The 15,059-nt window shown below is 71.4% G+C and carries 13 protein-coding genes and 1 pseudogene; 8 read left to right on the top strand and 6 right to left on the bottom strand.

Annotated features, from left to right (window positions below; genetic code table 11):
- Positions 1-3: 3 nt before the first annotated feature.
- On the bottom strand, positions 4-1,413 hold the full coding sequence (locus QA861_RS10740) for an alpha/beta fold hydrolase (RefSeq protein ID WP_334588114.1): 1,410 nt from the start codon (positions 1,411-1,413) through the stop codon (positions 4-6).
- Between the two features lie 255 nt (positions 1,414-1,668).
- On the opposite strand from QA861_RS10740, the gene QA861_RS10735 reads away from it, so the two are divergent.
- The gene (locus QA861_RS10735; RefSeq protein ID WP_334588113.1) at positions 1,669-1,911 is read left to right on the top strand and encodes a hypothetical protein; all 243 of its coding nucleotides are present in this window, start codon (positions 1,669-1,671) and stop codon (positions 1,909-1,911) included.
- Positions 1,912-2,011: 100 nt separating this feature from the next.
- Here QA861_RS10735 and QA861_RS10730 read toward each other — a convergent pair whose 3' ends face one another.
- Positions 2,012-3,010 carry a TIGR01777 family oxidoreductase gene (locus tag QA861_RS10730; RefSeq protein WP_334588111.1) on the bottom strand — a complete coding sequence of 333 codons (999 nt, stop codon included), beginning with the start codon at positions 3,008-3,010 and terminating at the stop codon, positions 2,012-2,014.
- A gap of 79 nt (positions 3,011-3,089) precedes the next feature.
- On the opposite strand from QA861_RS10730, the pseudogene QA861_RS10725 reads away from it, so the two are divergent.
- A pseudogene (locus QA861_RS10725) lies at positions 3,090-3,318 on the top strand (hypothetical protein); the annotation flags it as partial.
- 65 nt (positions 3,319-3,383) lie between these two features.
- Here QA861_RS10725 and QA861_RS10720 read toward each other — a convergent pair.
- Positions 3,384-3,881, bottom strand: coding sequence for a MarR family winged helix-turn-helix transcriptional regulator (locus QA861_RS10720; RefSeq protein WP_334588109.1), 498 nt, complete (start codon positions 3,879-3,881; stop codon positions 3,384-3,386).
- Between the two features lie 164 nt (positions 3,882-4,045).
- Between QA861_RS10720 and QA861_RS10715 the strand changes: the two genes are divergently transcribed.
- Complete coding sequence (locus tag QA861_RS10715; RefSeq protein ID WP_334588107.1) at positions 4,046-4,561, top strand: YceI family protein; 516 nt, start codon at positions 4,046-4,048, stop codon at positions 4,559-4,561.
- 19 nt (positions 4,562-4,580) lie between these two features.
- Here the strand turns inward: QA861_RS10715 and QA861_RS10710 are convergent, their stop codons facing one another.
- Together QA861_RS10710 and QA861_RS10705 are read right to left on the bottom strand one after the other, a co-directional pair.
- On the bottom strand, positions 4,581-6,323 hold the full coding sequence (locus tag QA861_RS10710) for a hypothetical protein (RefSeq protein WP_443041470.1): 1,743 nt from the start codon (positions 6,321-6,323) through the stop codon (positions 4,581-4,583).
- Between the two features lie 186 nt (positions 6,324-6,509).
- Positions 6,510-10,661, bottom strand: coding sequence for a bifunctional nitrate reductase/sulfite reductase flavoprotein subunit alpha (locus QA861_RS10705; RefSeq protein WP_334588105.1), 4,152 nt, complete (start codon positions 10,659-10,661; stop codon positions 6,510-6,512).
- Positions 10,662-10,932: 271 nt separating this feature from the next.
- On the opposite strand from QA861_RS10705, the gene QA861_RS10700 reads away from it, so the two are divergent.
- From QA861_RS10700 to QA861_RS10685, 4 genes are all read left to right on the top strand, one after another.
- Positions 10,933-11,322 carry a cell division protein SepF gene (locus tag QA861_RS10700; RefSeq protein ID WP_334588103.1) on the top strand — a complete coding sequence of 130 codons (390 nt, stop codon included), beginning with the start codon at positions 10,933-10,935 and terminating at the stop codon, positions 11,320-11,322.
- A gap of 92 nt (positions 11,323-11,414) precedes the next feature.
- Positions 11,415-12,587, top strand: coding sequence for an ATP-binding protein (locus QA861_RS10695; protein WP_334588101.1), 1,173 nt, complete (start codon positions 11,415-11,417; stop codon positions 12,585-12,587).
- On the top strand, positions 12,584-12,937 hold the full coding sequence (locus QA861_RS10690; RefSeq protein ID WP_334588099.1) for a nucleotide pyrophosphohydrolase: 354 nt from the start codon (positions 12,584-12,586) through the stop codon (positions 12,935-12,937). Before QA861_RS10695 ends, QA861_RS10690 begins: the two co-directional genes overlap by 4 nt.
- Before the next feature lie 159 nt (positions 12,938-13,096).
- Positions 13,097-13,570, top strand: a complete 474-nt coding sequence (locus tag QA861_RS10685) for a DUF6099 family protein (RefSeq protein WP_334588097.1) — start codon at positions 13,097-13,099, stop codon at positions 13,568-13,570.
- Positions 13,571-13,630: 60 nt separating this feature from the next.
- Here the strand turns inward: QA861_RS10685 and QA861_RS10680 are convergent, their stop codons facing one another.
- Positions 13,631-13,801: a hypothetical protein gene (locus QA861_RS10680; protein ID WP_334588095.1), complete on the bottom strand. Its 171-nt coding sequence runs from the start codon at positions 13,799-13,801 to the stop codon at positions 13,631-13,633.
- Positions 13,802-14,069: 268 nt separating this feature from the next.
- Between QA861_RS10680 and QA861_RS10675 the strand changes: the two genes are divergently transcribed.
- The gene (locus QA861_RS10675) at positions 14,070-14,993 is read left to right on the top strand and encodes an LLM class F420-dependent oxidoreductase (RefSeq protein WP_334588093.1); all 924 of its coding nucleotides are present in this window, start codon (positions 14,070-14,072) and stop codon (positions 14,991-14,993) included.
- The last annotated feature ends 66 nt before the right edge of the window (positions 14,994-15,059 follow it).

Below are 15,059 nucleotides of genomic sequence, written 5' to 3'. Positions count from 1 at the left end.
GCTTCAGCGCGCCGCGGGTCCCTTCAGGAACTCCGCGAGTGTCCGCGTCAGGGTGTTGTGGGCCGGGGCCGCGAAGAGCGGGTCGAGGTGGTTCATGGCGTGGTCGGTCTGGTAAGTGGCGTACGGGATACGGGAGTTGGCGACCACTGTGCGCGCCGACTCCTCGATGGTGCCCTGGGCGTAGCTCGTCCCGAAGGCGTACAGCGGAATGTCGAGGCGGTCGGCGTGACGCAGTCGCAGGCCCAGGGAGCGGGCGAGAGCGGAGTCGGTGTAGGCGTCCGTGACATCGAGGTCGACGGAGAGCCGGGCCGGCCAGTACCACTCCCAGACGGCCGGCACCGGACCGGCGTACGCCGCCGCGACCCGGCCTATCGGGGTGATCCCGGCGTCGACCCAGCCACGCACGTCCCCGCTGTCGGCGAGGTGTCCGGAGTGCACGGTGATGGCGTTGGGCCAGCCGAATCCAGCATCCACCAGGACGCCCAGCAGGCCCGCGTTGGTGACGGTGTACGGAAGGCGCAGTGCGTCGGGCAGCCGGGGCTGGAGCACCGAGGGGCCGTCGGGGTCACGCAGGGCGTAGTGGCCGGCGAGCTGGTACCAGATCTGGGTGCTCTCCGCGCGGCTGCCCAGACCCACACCGCTCAGGGTCAGGTCGAAGACCGCCCCGGCGTCGATGGCCGCGAGCCGTTCCCGTACCTCCTCCGGCGAGTCGAGGACCGGATCGCCCGTTCCGTCGAACGCCCCGAGGACACCGCCGTCGACGACCACGAGCCCCGCGAGGTCCCGGTAGCCGGGGCAGCCGTCGAAGTCCCAGGCCGCGTACGCCATCGCGGTCGTCGCTCCCCAGGAGTGCCCGCCGAGCACCACGCGCCGGCCACCGTGCCCAGCCGAGCGGACGACGGCCCGGAGATCGGCGAGGGCGAGGGGCAGGCCCCAGTGCGCGGCGAAGGGGGAGGCGGCCGGGTCCTGGGTGCGGTAGTGGCCGTCCAGGTAGTAGGCGAGGGGGTTCGGGCCCGCGAAGCCCGAGCGGTCGGCGAGGTTCTCCTCGCGCCGGTCGAGGGCCCACACCTGCAAGCCGGGTACGTCCGCGACCAGGTCACGGGCGAGCAGCCGGAAGTCGTTCGCCGCCCCGAACATGCCGGGCACGAGCACGAGGACGGTGGCCGCCGTGTCGGGGCCGACCTTGAGGACATGCACCCGGTCCGTCCCGGCCGGCCCGCCCCCGACGCCCACGGGAACGGGCACGTACGGCTCCGGGCCGACGGTCCCCTGTCCGGTGGCGCCGGGTGCGCGCCCTGCGGTCGACGCGGATCCGGCACCCGTGCCGGCCGAGGCCGAAGCCGGGGCCGAGGCCAGCGCCAGACCGCCGATCATTCCGCCCAGCACCGTACGGCGCGGCAGACGGCTCGTCATCTCACGTACCTCCAGGGAGAGTTGATCGATACCAGCTTCCCTCTCGCTCCCGGCGGCCCGCGCACCAGGGGTCACTTGCGCGACTCCTCGGCGGCCCTGTCCTCGGAGCACGGACCGGCCGGTTTTCGACGCGCCGCGTCCGAAGGCGTCCGGCGGCCTGCTTTTCGGCCCACGGGCCGAGGCCGGAACCCAAGCCGACCCGCGGGCCCTGCTGCCATACCGGACGGCCAGGACGCCGCGCCCGGCGGCCTGGCGGTGGCGACCGCCCGGCTCAGCAGGCGGCTCGGGAGGAGCAACCCGGCCACACCGCACGGCCAGGACGCCGCGCCCGGTGACCTGGCGGTGGCGACCGCCCGGCTCAGCAGGCGGCTCGGGAGGAGCAACCCGGCCACACCGCACGGCCAGGCCGCCGCGCCCGGTGACCTGGCCGTGGGGCCCACCCGGCTCAGTGCGCAGCTCGGGAGAAGCGACCCGGGACCGATGCGCACGTCGTCATGAGCGGCTTCGGTGCCCGTTCAGGTGCCCTGACCTGGACCAGCGCCCCCTCACCCGCACCCGCACCCGCCCTCGCCTCGCCCTCGCCTCACCCTCGGCCCGGTCACCGGCCCGCCGGCCCCCTGGCCGACGACCCGGCCGAGATGTCGGCGCCCGTCGCAGCCCTGTCGCGCACCCGGCGTACGAGGTCGGCGGCGGCCTCCGGCCATTCGGCGTGTTCGAAGGTGAAGCCCGCGTCGAGTAGCCGGCCGGGGACGACACGGCGGCTCTTGAGCAGGAGTTCGGTGTCCGAGCGGAGCGCGAACGCGCCCAGCTCCGCCATCCACCGCGTCGCCGGCAGGCCCACCGGCACGCCCCACGCGGCGCGCAGCGCGTGCATGAACGCACGCTGCGGGAGGGGGTGGGGAGCGGCGAGGTTCACCGGTCCGGCGAGGTCGTCCCGGCCGGCCAGGAACTCGACGGCGCGTACGAAGTCGTGGTCGTGGATCCAGGACACGTACTGCGCGCCACCCGCGACCGGTCCGCCCAGGCCGAGCCGCGCCAGCCGCAGCAGGACGTCGAGGACGCCGCCGCGATCCGGGCTCATCACCATGGCGGTCCGCAGGGCGACCTTGCGCGTGGCGGGCGTCGCGGCCTGCTCCTGGGCCCTCTCCCAGGCCTTGGCGATCTCGACGCTGTACGCCCAGTAGTCCGGTACGCCGGGTTCGGTGCCGCCGATGACGCCGGTCGCCTCGTCGTTGGGGGCGTCGAAGCGGTGGGCGTACACGGTGGCCGTGCTCATCTGGAGCCAGAGCCGGGGTGGCCGCGCGGCGCCGGCGATCGCCTCGCCGACGACCCGGGCGGAGCGCACGCGAGAGTCCATCATGGCCCGCAGGTTGGCGGGGATGTAGCGGCAGCTGACGCTGCGGCCCGCCAGGTTGATCACGACGTCGCTGCCGTCGACCGCCTCGGCCCAGGCGCCCAGGGTCTCGCCGTCCCAGCCGATCTCGCGGTCGCGCGTCGGCCGCCTCGTCAGGACGGTGACGTCGTGACCGGCGGCGGTGAGCGCACGGTTCAGGACCGTACCCACCTGGCCGGTTCCTCCGGGTATGACGATCTTCACGGCTTCCCCCATGGCTCGGAACGGGTGCCGCAAGCGTAGCGCAAATATTTGAACGCGTTCAAAACTAGCTTGGGTCGCAATGACTGCCGGGCGGGGTTCACGCGCGCCGCTGGCCACGGTGTCCGTGTTCGCGGCTGTCTGCGTGCTGCTCGCGGCCCTCGGGCATGTACTGATGTCCGGCTCCTCCGTCGACCGGCGGACGCCGACGACCGGTGGACTCCGGCCGCCGGGCCGTGGTCATGGCGGCGGAGGCTGTGGTCACCGGTGGTGCGGGCTGGTGCCTGACCGGGTGCGAGCGCGGACTCCCGGGGCTGCGGACGGACTTCCGTCGGCGGTTCTGGCCGCCTGATGGCCCAGGTGTCGGGGGAGGAGGTCAATGCCCCGCCCTGTCCGCCTCCTCCGGCAGCAGCCCGCGCATCGTCTCGCGCTCCTCGGGGCCGATCATCGCCAGCCTCGAGGAGACGGTGTCGGCCAAGGTCGGCGAGGCCTCCGTGAACAGACGGCGGCCCTTGCCGGTGAGGGACACCTCGACGCCCCGCTTGTCGCCGCACACCGAGCGCCGGGTGACCAGCCCGGCGTGCGCGAGGCAGGCGATCTGATAGGTGAGCCGGGTCTTGGGGCGCCCGAGCAGTTCCGCGATCCGGGTCATCCGCAGCCCGCCGTCGGGCCGTTCCGCCAGCAGGCACAGCACCAGGAACTCGTCGTGGGAGACCCCGAGCGTGTCCTTGAGGACGGGGCCGAGCCGCTGCTCGATCGCCCCGGTGGCGGCCAGCAGGACCATCCAGCCCCGGAGCTCGGCCGGGAGCAGCCCGCTCTCCTGTGCGGCGGGACAGGTCGGCAGGTCGGCGGGGCGTTCGGAAGGGGCGGCCATGCCTCGATTCTAGCGGTTGTCCAATTTTGAACGAGGGGTTGTTCATATTTGGATGACGGGCTAGCGTGACGCCATCGCCCCATCGTCCAAATTTGGATGACCGGGTCACGCCTCACGCCTCTCGCGCACCTCGCACGACCCTCGTTCCTGTCAGGAGACAGCTCATGACCGTTGCCGTGGAAACCGGCCTGTGGCAGCTCGACCGGACGGCGTCCACCGTCGCCGTCAAGCACAAGACGATGTGGAACCTGGTCACCGTGCAGGGCACCTTCGCCGTCACCGGCGGCGGTGGCGAGGTTCTCCCCGACGGCTCCGCCACGGGCGCCGTGACCCTGGACGCCGCGTCCCTGGACACCAAGCACGCCAAGCGTGACAAGCACCTGCACGGGGCCGACTTCTTCGACGTCGAGAACCACCCCGAGATCACCTTCGCGGTGCGCGGCGCCGAACTCCGCGACGGCGACTCCGTGCACGTCACCGGCCAGCTGACCGTGCGCGGCATCAGCCGCACCACGAGCGTCACCGCACGCCTCACCGGCGCCGGCGCCGACGCGGTCGTTCTGGACGCGGAGTTCAGCGTCGACCGGGACGAGTTCGGAATGGGCTGGAACCAACTGGGCATGATGCGCGGCCTCGCGACGGTCACGGCCACCCTCCGCTTCACCCGCACCCCCGCCTGAGGGACTACGCCCCAGGGCTCTACGGACGCTCGCCCGGCAGCCGGACGTCCATGCTCGACAACGTGTCCGGCGACGCGGTGAACACGCGCAGCCGGATACGGGTACCCGGGCGCCGGGGGATGTGGAACACGGGCCCGGGCGGCTGGAGCCGGTAGACGGCGCTCGCATGCGCGGGCAGCGTGGCAGGCCCCTGGACCACCTTCCACCACCGGCTCATGCCCTGGCCGGTGGTGAACGTGAAGTGGGGCGACAGGGCGCTGTCGTCCGTGTTCGTGACCCGGAGGGTCAGTTCGGACACGGAGTCCGGACGAAGCGTGAGCACCCTCATCACCCGCATCCGCAGCGGCGGTGAACCCGTCGCCGCCACGGCCGCGCTCGCCAGCGCCGGTACGAGGAGCAGCGCGGCCGCCGCGATCAGCGCCGGGCGCCTGCGCGGGCCCGACAGGAAGCGCGGCCGGGGCTGCCACGCCCCGGCGAAGGACGCGGCCGGCGTGGTCACCGCCGCCGCCAGCCACAGCGGGGTCATCAGCAGGTAGTAGCCGTCCTGTGAACGCGTCGCCAGGAAGAAGGCGCACCACGGCAGCACCGTCGCCGCCGGCCCCAGCCGCCGCACGAACAGGACGAGCAGCGCCAGCAGGGCACCCGCCAGCAGCATGCTCGCGTGGCTGTACCAGGCCAGCCGGTCGCTGCCGCTGGTGTAGTACAGCGCGATGCCCACCAGGCCCTGCCCGTGGATCGTCGCGTTCTGCGTCAACGGCAGCGCGACCCCGGCCGCCCAGGTGCGCGGCTCGCTCACGGCGAAGTACGTGTTGATCAGCAGCCATACGGTGACCGCCGTACCGGCGATCCGCAGCACCACCCCGGCGGCGGGCCGGGCGCCCAGCTCGCCCCGCCGCACGGCGTAGATCCCGGCCAGCAGAAACGGTACGAGGAACCACGGCAGTTGCTGTGCCGCGCAGGCCGCGCCCAGACAGGCGCCCCGCGCGAGGCCGCCCCATCCCAGCCGCCCGCCCGCACCGATCCTCGGCCAGTGCACCACCACCGGGATGAGCAGCGCGAGCCCGATGATCGCCGGGTAACCGAGCCGCGCGTAACTGGGCAGGAACCCGAAGCCCAGGCACGCCATGGTCGCCGCCGACCGCCACGGCACCGGCAGCAGCCGCCACAGTGTCACCGCGCCGACGAGCAGCGCCCCGGTCGTCACCGCGGTCGCCGCGAGCGCGCCGTGCCCGAGCCACAGGAGCGGCGCGGTCAGCAGCAGGGCCAGGGGTGGGTAGCCGTACGTGAGGTCGTAGCCGCCGTTCATCGTCGGTGTCAGGGCGACGTCGGGATTGTGCTGGAAGAGCCACGGCCAGGGCTGCCCGTACACCGGATGCCCGGCGACCAGTTCGCGGGCGGCCTGCGCCGTGAGGACGCCCTCGTCGCCGCCGGCGTGGTTCAGGGCGAAGGTGCACAGGGTCAGTGTCACGGCGGTGACCAGGACGCACAGATCGAGCCGGGCGAGCGAACGCGTCCGGCGCACGGTCAGCGCCAGCACGCCGCTGACCAGGATCGACAGATAGCAGAGCGAGATGACGGCGGCGATGACCAGCCGGTGACTGGCGGCCTGCGTCCAGACCGCACGCGTACCGATGAACAGACTGACGGTCGCGAGCAGCGTCAGGACGCGATGCCACTGCGCGGGCGCGTCGGCCTCCGGGGGCCGGGATCGCGGGGGACCGGTCTTCGCCGTGACGTCCGGCGCTGTTTCTGCCAAGTGCACGACATCGGAACGTAATCGTGCCCGGTGTGCCACGCGCGGGTGGAGGTGAAGGGTCCGGTGTGAGGCCGGTAAGAGTGTCTGCCAGTAGTTCTTTATGACGATTCGGGCAACCTCGCGTCATTCAGCCAGAACACGTTCGGTCAGAACACGTCTCAATCAGAACGTGTTCGATCAGTACACGTCCAGTCAGTACACGTCGCGCACGTAGCGCTTCGCCGCCGTCAGCTGCTTCACGTACACACCCGCCTCGTCCTCGCTGAGACCGCCGTGCGCCACCGCTACGTCCCGCAGCGCCCGGTCCACGTCCTTCGCCATGCGTGAGGCGTCGCCGCAGACGTAGAAGTGGGCGCCCTCCTGAAGCCAGTGCCACAGCTCGGGCCCGTGCTCACGCATCCGGTCCTGGACGTAGACCTTGTTGCGCTGGTCGCGGGAGAACGCGGTGTCCAGGCGGGTCAGCGTGCCCTCCGCAACCAGGTCGGCCAGCTCGTCCTCGTAGTAGAAGTCGGTGGCGCGGTGCTGCTCGCCGAAGAACAGCCAGTTCGGCGCCGCGTGCTTGAGCGCCCGCCGTTCTTGCAGGAACCCCACGAACGGCGCCACCCCGGTCCCCGGCCCGACCATCACCATCGGCGTCGAGGCGTCCGCGGGGGGCCTGAAGTGCGGTGCGCGCTGGACGAAGACGGGGACCGCCGTGTCCGGCCCGGCGTCGGCCAGGAAGGGCGAGCAGACTCCGCCGCGCGGGCGGCCGTGCAGGTTCTCGTACCGCACCACGGACACCGTCAGCGACACCCGGGCCGGGTCGACGAGCGGGCTCGACGATATGGAGTACAGACGGGGCTGCAGCCGTCGCAGCACCTTCACCCACTCCTGCGCGGACGCCCGCACCCCGTACTCGGCGACCACGTCGACGGCCTGCCGCCCCCAGGACCAGCGGGCCAGACCGTCCTTGTTGTCGGACCGCATCAGCTTCTTCAACTCACGGTTGTCCCGGGCTCGTTCGGAGACGAAGCGCAGCAAGTCGGGTGTGATCCGGGTGATGTCGAGCTGCCGGTGCAGCGCCTCGGAGAGCGAGAACCCACCGACTCCCTCGACCTCCACGCCGGTTGACGCGTCGAGTCCGGTCACGGCCAGCCATTCCTCCACCAGGGCCGTGGAGTTGACGGGCCGCACCCCGAGCGCGTCACCCGCTTCGTACGTCAGAGCCGTACCGCTGGTGTCGAAGGTGAACCGGCGCACTTCCTTGGTCGCGCCGGGCAGACTGAGCAGCCGGTTGCCGACGAGCCGGGCGGGCGAGGGGGCCGGCTTGGCGGACCGGACGACGGGGGCGGAAACCCGGGGGGACGACGTACTGCCCGACTCCCGCTTCAGGGCGTGACTCGCCTGCTCCTGCGCGCCCTTCGGGTCCTCGGTGTCCTTGCCGTCGTTCGTGTCCTTCGCGCCCGTCGTGTCGAGCACGTCGATCACCTGGTCGAGCCACGCGTCCGCCGACGGCTCGAAGTCGGGCTCGCAGTCGGTACGCGGGGTGATCCGCACCGCCCCCAACTCGTCGAGCCGCGCGTCCAGTCGACGCCCGTGCCCGCAGAAGTCGTCGTACGAGGAGTCGCCCAGCGCGAGGACGGCATACCGCACGCCGTCCAGCCGCGGTGCCTGCTCCCCGGAGAGCGTGTCCCAGAAGCCGGAGCCGTTGTCGGGGGCGTCGCCGTCGCCGAAGGTGCTGGTGATGAAGAGGAGATCGGCACTGCGCGCGAGGGCGGTCACATCGGCCTCGTCCATGCCGACGAGCCTCGCCCGGTGCCCACCGGCGTTCAGCCGCTCGGCGGTCGCGCCGGCGAGTTCCTCGGCGTTGCCCGTCTGCGAGGCCCACAGGACGACGACCTCGCGCCCGTCGACCTGGACCCCGACACCGACCCGTTCCCGCGGCGGAACCTCCACGGTCCTGGAGTACATCCCGGCCAGCATCCCGTTCACCCAGTCGGCGTGCTCGGCGCTGAACGGAGCGGAGGCGGGCAGCACGGGAATCCCCACGGCACCGGTGGGCAGCCCGGCGAGGAAACCCGAGAGGTACTGACGCTCCTGCGAGCTGAGGACGGGCGGGGGAGCGGGAGTGAACGCGAACTCCGGCACGGCGACCGGGACTTGAGAGCGTACGGGCTCGGGCGTCGCAGGGGGTCGCAGCTGGGTCTCCGGCCGGTGCACCTTCACCAGGGACACCGCGCACACCTTGAACTCCGGCTGCAGGGACAGCGGGTCGACGGCGTCGCTCGTCACCGCGTTGATGCTGAGGTACTCCCCGAAAAGGTCGTTCCAGTGGAAGGGCGCGAAGACACAACCCCTCCGCACCCGGTCCGTGACGACTGCGGGCAGCACGGCCCGTCCGCGCCGCGAGGCGACCTCGACCGAGTCGCCGTCGACGACCCCCAACTCCCGGGCGTCCTCGGGATGGACCTCCACGAACGGCCCGGAGTTCAGCTTGTTGAGCTTGGCGACCTTCCCCGTCTTCGTCAGCGTGTGCCACTGGTGCTGTACGCGCCCGGTGTTGAGGACGAACGGGAAATCGTCGTCGGGCAGTTCGGCGGCGGGAAGATGCGGCCGGGCGTGGAAGACGCCACGCCCACTGGCCGTGGGGAACCGCGGTCCCGCGCCCTCCTTCTCCAGGTACCGGACGGGATTGCGCGCGGGCCCGTCCACCGAAGCGGCCGGCCACTGCACGGGAGTCTCCCGCAGCCGCTCGTAGGTGACCCCGCGAAGGTCCCACCCGGTCTTCGGGTTCCACGCCCGCTTGAGCTCCTCGAAGACGTCCTCCGCGCTCTCGTACGCGAAGCCCTCGAAGCCCATCGCGCGGGCGACGTCCGCGATGATCCGCCAGTCGGCCATGGCGTCGCCGGGCGGGTCGACGGCGGCCCTGGCGAGGGTGAGGTTGCGCTCGCTGTTGACGAGGACGCCCTCCGCCTCGGTCCACATGGCGCCGGGCAGGACGATGTCGGCGTACGCGTTGGTCTCCGTGTCGGCGAAGACGTCCTGGGTGACGACGAACTCGGCCGCCTCCAGGCCCTCGATGACCGTACGGCGGTTGGCGACCGAGGCGACCGGGTTGGTGCAGATGATCCAGCAGGCCTTGATCTGGCCCTCCGCCATCCGCCGGAACATCTCGATCGTGCCATGCCCGGCGCCGTCCTTGCGGAGCGTGCCGGCCGGCAAATCCCACAGGTCCTCGACGAACGCCCGCTCCTCGTCCACCAGCACGGACCGCTGCCCGGGAAGCCCCGGCCCCATGTACCCCATCTCCCGGCCGCCCATCGCGTTGGGCTGCCCGGTGAGGGAGAAGGGCCCGCTGCCGGGGCGGCAGATCGCGCCGGTGGCGAGATGCAGGTTGACCAGGGCGTTCGTGTTCCAGGTGCCGTGCGTGGACTGGTTGAGCCCCATGGTCCAGCAGCTCATCCACTCACCGGCCTCCCCGATGATCCGCGCCGCTTCCCGGATGTCGTCCTCGGGGATCCCGGTGATCGCGGACACAGCGTCCGGCGCGTAGTCGGCGAGGAAGGCCGGCATCTCCTCCCAGCCCTCGGTATGGGCGGCGATGAACTCCCGGTCGGTGTACCCGCCGGCGTGCAGGAGATGGAGCAGCCCGTTGAGGAAGGCCAGATCCGTGCCGGGCCTGATCTGGAGAAACAGATCGGCCTTGGCGGCGGTCGCGGTACGCCGTGGGTCGACCACGATGAGCCTGGCCCCCGCCTTGACCCGCTCCATCATCCGCAGATACAGGATCGGATGACAGTCGGCCATGTTCGACCCGATGACGAGGAAGGCGTCGGCGTGGTCGAAGTCGTCGTACGAGCCGGGCGGCCCGTCGGCGCCCAGCGAGAGCTTGTATCCGGTGCCCGCGCTCGCCATGCACAGCCGGGAGTTGGACTCGATCTGGTTCGTGCCCACGAACCCCTTGGCGAGCTTGTTCGCCAGATACTGGGCCTCAAGGCCCATCTGCCCGGAGACATAGAAGGCGACGGCGTCCGGCCCGTGCTCGTCGACGATGGCCCGCAGTCGCCGGGCGGTCTCCGCGACGGCGTCCGCGACGGGCGCCGGCACCAGTTCCTCGCCCCGGTCGTCGAAGCCGTCCCGGACCAGCGCGGTGGTCAGCCGGCCGGGCGCACTGAGCATGTCGACGGTGGTCGCGCCCTTGGTGCACAGCCGCCCCGCGTTCGCCGGGTGCGCCTTGTCCCCGGACGCCTTGAAGACCGTACGCCGACCGTCGGGTCCGAGCCCGACGTCCAGCACGATTCCGCAGCCCACCCCGCAGTACGAGCACACTGTTCGCACCTGCGTGGTCGTGGGGGTAGTGGTCACGTGCTGCCTTTCTCCGTCTTCAGTCGTTCTTCATGCCGGGCCGGCTACTCATGAGCGTACGAATTGCCCGTTACGTCGATGTCACGTGATCCGATCATGAGCGGTTACGCCCCCTGCACAGCCGGAGTGTCAGTGCTGTGAGGTACGGATAGGTGTTCGGGTTTTTCTCACACAGGGGGTCGCTGAGCGTGTCGTATTGGGCCGATCGGGTGACCATGAGTAAGAATTGGCTGATGCAGACAGTCAGTGCGAGCCAGGGCGGAGTGGATCGATGAACAGCCACGATGTCACCGACGAACAGTGGGAGGGGCTCGCCCAGGTAGTACCGCTGAGAGGCCGGGACGCCTGGCCGTCCGCGGTGGGCCACCGGTCGATGCCCGAGGCGCAGACCGAGGCCAGGCGGCGTTTCGTCGTCCTGCGCGTCAATGTCTTCGCGGACGCGCGCGAGGTCGCCGAGACGCTGATGGCGGGCATACCGGTGCTCCTCGATCTGACGGGCGCCGAGGCGGACACCGCCAAGCGGGTCCTCGATTTCAGCACGGGCGTCGTCTTCGGCCTGGCGAGCGGGATGCACCGGGTCGACCGGAACGTGTTCCTTCTCACCCCGCCCGGCACCGAGGTCGGCGGACTCATGGGAGGAGCGGGCATCCCGGGGCACTGAGACCGGCCGGACAGCGAGATCCGTCCCCCGTTCGTAGGAAGATGCGGCGGACAAAACGGTTCGCCTCGCAGGCGGAGGCCTACGGTCCGGATATGACCCTCTCGCTGGACTTACCGCCCTCCCCTGCCACCGCGGAACAGGAGACGGCGCGTCCCGACCGGCCGAGCGTCACCGAACTGAGGCTGGCCGCCTACGCGGGGCACCGACAGGCCAGGTTCCCGCTCGGGCGGCTCACCCTCCTCGCCGGTCCGAGCGGCGGCGGCAAGTCGACAGCGCTCAGGGCGTACGAGTCGCTGGCCCGGCTCGGCTCAGGCGCCGCCGTCGGCGAGGCGTTCCGGGACCCGGCCGCCTGCGTACCGGAACGCGCCCGCCCAGACGCCCAGAGCCGACGCGGCTTCCGCATCGGCTGTACGGCGGACGGTCCCGAGGGTCCCGTACGGCTCGATGTCGCCGTCCAGGCCGAACCCGAACTGCGCATCGTGGGCGAGCGGTTGACCGCCGGGGGAGTGGTCCTGCTGGAGACGGCGCTGCGCGATCCCGGCCGGCGCACCGTCCAGGCCGCCTGGTACACCGCAGGTTCCGCGTCGGTCACCCGCGCCCCGATGCCGGACGACCGGCTCGGCACGGCCCTGTTGCCGCTTCGGGTGGCCGGGAAGACGGACGGACAGCGCCAGGTCATCGCCGCCGCCGAGCAGATGGTCGTCGCCCTGCGCTCCGTCTTCGCCTGTGATCCCCGGCCGGACCGGATGCGCGCGGCGGTCCCCGTCGACAGCGGGCGGCTCCTGCCGGGCTGCGACAACCTGGCCGAGGTTTTCTGGCGCACCCGGTCCGAATGCACCATCCGGCACGGTCTGTTGGTCGCCGCCGTCCGCGAGGGCTGTGCGGGCCCGGTCAGGGACGTTCGGGCCGACGAGGTCGCCGACGGCCGTGTCCGGGCCGTACTCGACCGGGGCGACGGACTGCTCACCCGCTTCGGCAGGCTGGGCGACGGCGAGTTGCGGTTCGCGGGACTGGCGCTGGTCCTGCTGACCGGGCCCGGCGTACTGGCCGTCGACCAGCCCGGCGAGGTACCCGACGCCCTCCAGACGCTCACGGTCCTGGCCGACGGCTTCGACCGGGCCCTCGACGTCCGGCAGCGCGAGCAACTCCTGCGGCTGGCGGCCCGGATGTGCGACCGCGGTCATATCCGCCTCCTCGGGACGGTGAGCGACGCGTCCTGGGCGGAGGGGGTGCCGGGGGTGACGGTGGTACACCTGGAGCCGTGACAGACCAAGAACACGCCGAAGACTCCGACCAGTTGGACGTGGCCAAACTCCAGCGCAGGCTGGCCGACTTCGCGGCGGCACGGAACTGGCAGCCGTTCCACACCCCGAAGAACCTCGCCGCCGCGCTCAGCGTCGAGGCGTCCGAACTGGTCGAGATCTTCCAGTGGTTGACGCCCGAGGAGTCGGCACGGGTGATGGACGACCCGGACTCCGCCCATCGGGTGACCGACGAGGTCGCCGACGTGCTCGCGTATCTGCTCCAGCTGTGCGAGGTGCTCGGGATCGACGCGCTGGCCGCCCTCGCCGCGAAGATCGACCGCAACGAACGGAGGTTCCCGAAAGCAGAATAGTTACGCTCCGGAGTCGAATTGCGATCCGTTCTCCTTTTGTTGTCCGCAGATTTCCGCCTTCCTCTGGCTTTTCGTCCCACAGCCCTTCACTCTGGGTAGTGGACGGTGTAGTTCGGGCGGACGTGCGAACAGCGCGTCGGGAACAGACGGGGGCAGCGCATGGACGCGGTGCAGCTCATTCTGACGAGCAGACATGCCCTCGCGATCAGCGAGGGTGTGGCGGAGACCCTGGCAGAGGTGTGGCAGGCGCAGGCCCTCGCACAGGCGATAGGCAGCCGCCTCGCAGTCACCGGACCACCCGAACTGCGGGGCGAGGCACTGGGGTTGACCGAACTGGCGGGCCGAGGCTGCGGCGTACTGGACGAACCGCGCCTCGCCGTCGGCGCTTTACGCGCGGCCCAGCTCACCGGGCTGGGTGACGCCCGCCAGACCCTCCTCTGCCTCGGCAACCTCCTCGGCGAAGCCGGCATAGCCCTGGTCGGTATCGCCAGCGCGGCGGACGACGAGACGACGTACTGGCAGTGCATGGAATCGATCGACGCGGCGGACGAGTCCCGCGACCGGGTCCTGGAGATGCTCCGCAAACTGGCGGCCAGGGAGGCGGCGGGCGGAGCGGAGCGGGTCGCGGGCTAGCGGTTCGCCGGGTGCGCGGCTGGTGGGTGCGCGGCTCGGCCCCGGCAATCCCGGTCGACCTCAACCCGCCTCAGGCTCTTCGGCGGACGACGACGGCACCCCCGCCGACTGGAAATCGGCGTCGAGCGCCGACAGATCCGCGTTCAGCGCGGCCATCAGCTCCTCCATCTGCTGCAGCAGTCCCTTCGGCTGTGCGGGCCCCGCCTGCTGCGGCACGACTTCTTCGGACAACGGACGGCCTCCTCGGCCCCTGGCCCCCGAAGGAGCCGACGCGGGTGCGCCCCGGAGTGAGCGGGCCGACAATCGAACTTGGCCCGGTCGATGCCGGCGCGGGCGCCGGTCGGGCCGGCACCGACCGAGCCAACGATCATCGCTGTGGGGGGTCACTGGCACGGCCCCGCACCTCACACGCGGTTGACGCTTTTTCACCCGACCGGGGCGGCGTGGGGCAGGGGACACCGGTGGGGTTGACCGGTGTTCGACCGTGCAGGATGGGGGCATGGACCTTCGCATCTTCACCGAACCCCAGCAAGGCGCGACCTACGACACCCTGCTCACCGTGGCGAAGGCCACCGAGGAGCTGGGTTTTGATGCATTTTTCCGCTCGGACCATTACCTCCACATGGGCGACGGGGACGGCCAGCCCGGCCCTACCGACGCCTGGATCACCCTCGCCGGACTCGCCCGCGAGACGAAGCGCATCCGCCTCGGCACCCTGATGACGGCCGCCACCTTCCGTCTCCCCGGCGTCCTCGCCATCCAGGTCGCGCAGGTCGACCAGATGTCCGGCGGCCGGGTCGAACTCGGCCTGGGCGCGGGCTGGTTCGAGGAGGAGCACAAGGCGTACGGCATCCCGTTCCCGCAGGAGAAGTTCGCCCGCCTCGAAGAGCAGCTCGCGATCGTCACCGGCCTGTGGGGGACCAAGGCCGGCGAGACGTTCAGCCACCACGGCACGCACTACGACCTCACCGACTCCCCGGCCCTCCCCAAGCCCGCCCAGGCCAGGATCCCCGTACTCATCGGTGGCCACGGCGCGGCCCGTACCCCACGGCTGACCGCGCGGTACGCCGACGAGTTCAACATGCCCTTCGGGTCGATCGAGGACACCGAGCGCCAGTTCGGCCGGGTGCGTGCGGCGGCCGAGGAGGCGGGCCGCAAGGCGGACGACCTGACGTACTCGAACGCGCTCGTGGTCTGCGTCGGCAGGGACGACCAGGAAGTGGCCCGCCGAGCCGCCTCGATCGGCCGCGAGGTCGACGAACTGAAGGCCAACGGACTGGCGGGGTCCCCGGCCGAGGTCGTGGAGAGGATCGGCAGGTACGCGGAGGTCGGCTCCCAGCGGATGTACCTCCAGATCCTCGACCTCGACGACCTGGACCACCTGGAGCTGATCTCCTCGCAGGTGCAGTCCCAGCTGTCGTAACCCCGCCGGGTCCCGTTCCGCGGCCCGCGCGTACGCCGTCGGCGTCCCGCCGGGGCGCGACGGGGT

The organism is Streptomyces sp. B21-083 (genome assembly GCF_036898825.1).
Taxonomy (GTDB): Bacteria; Actinomycetota; Actinomycetes; order Streptomycetales; family Streptomycetaceae; genus Streptomyces.
Note: the sequence above shows the minus strand (reverse complement) of the source record. Positions and strands in the feature narration are given on the sequence as shown.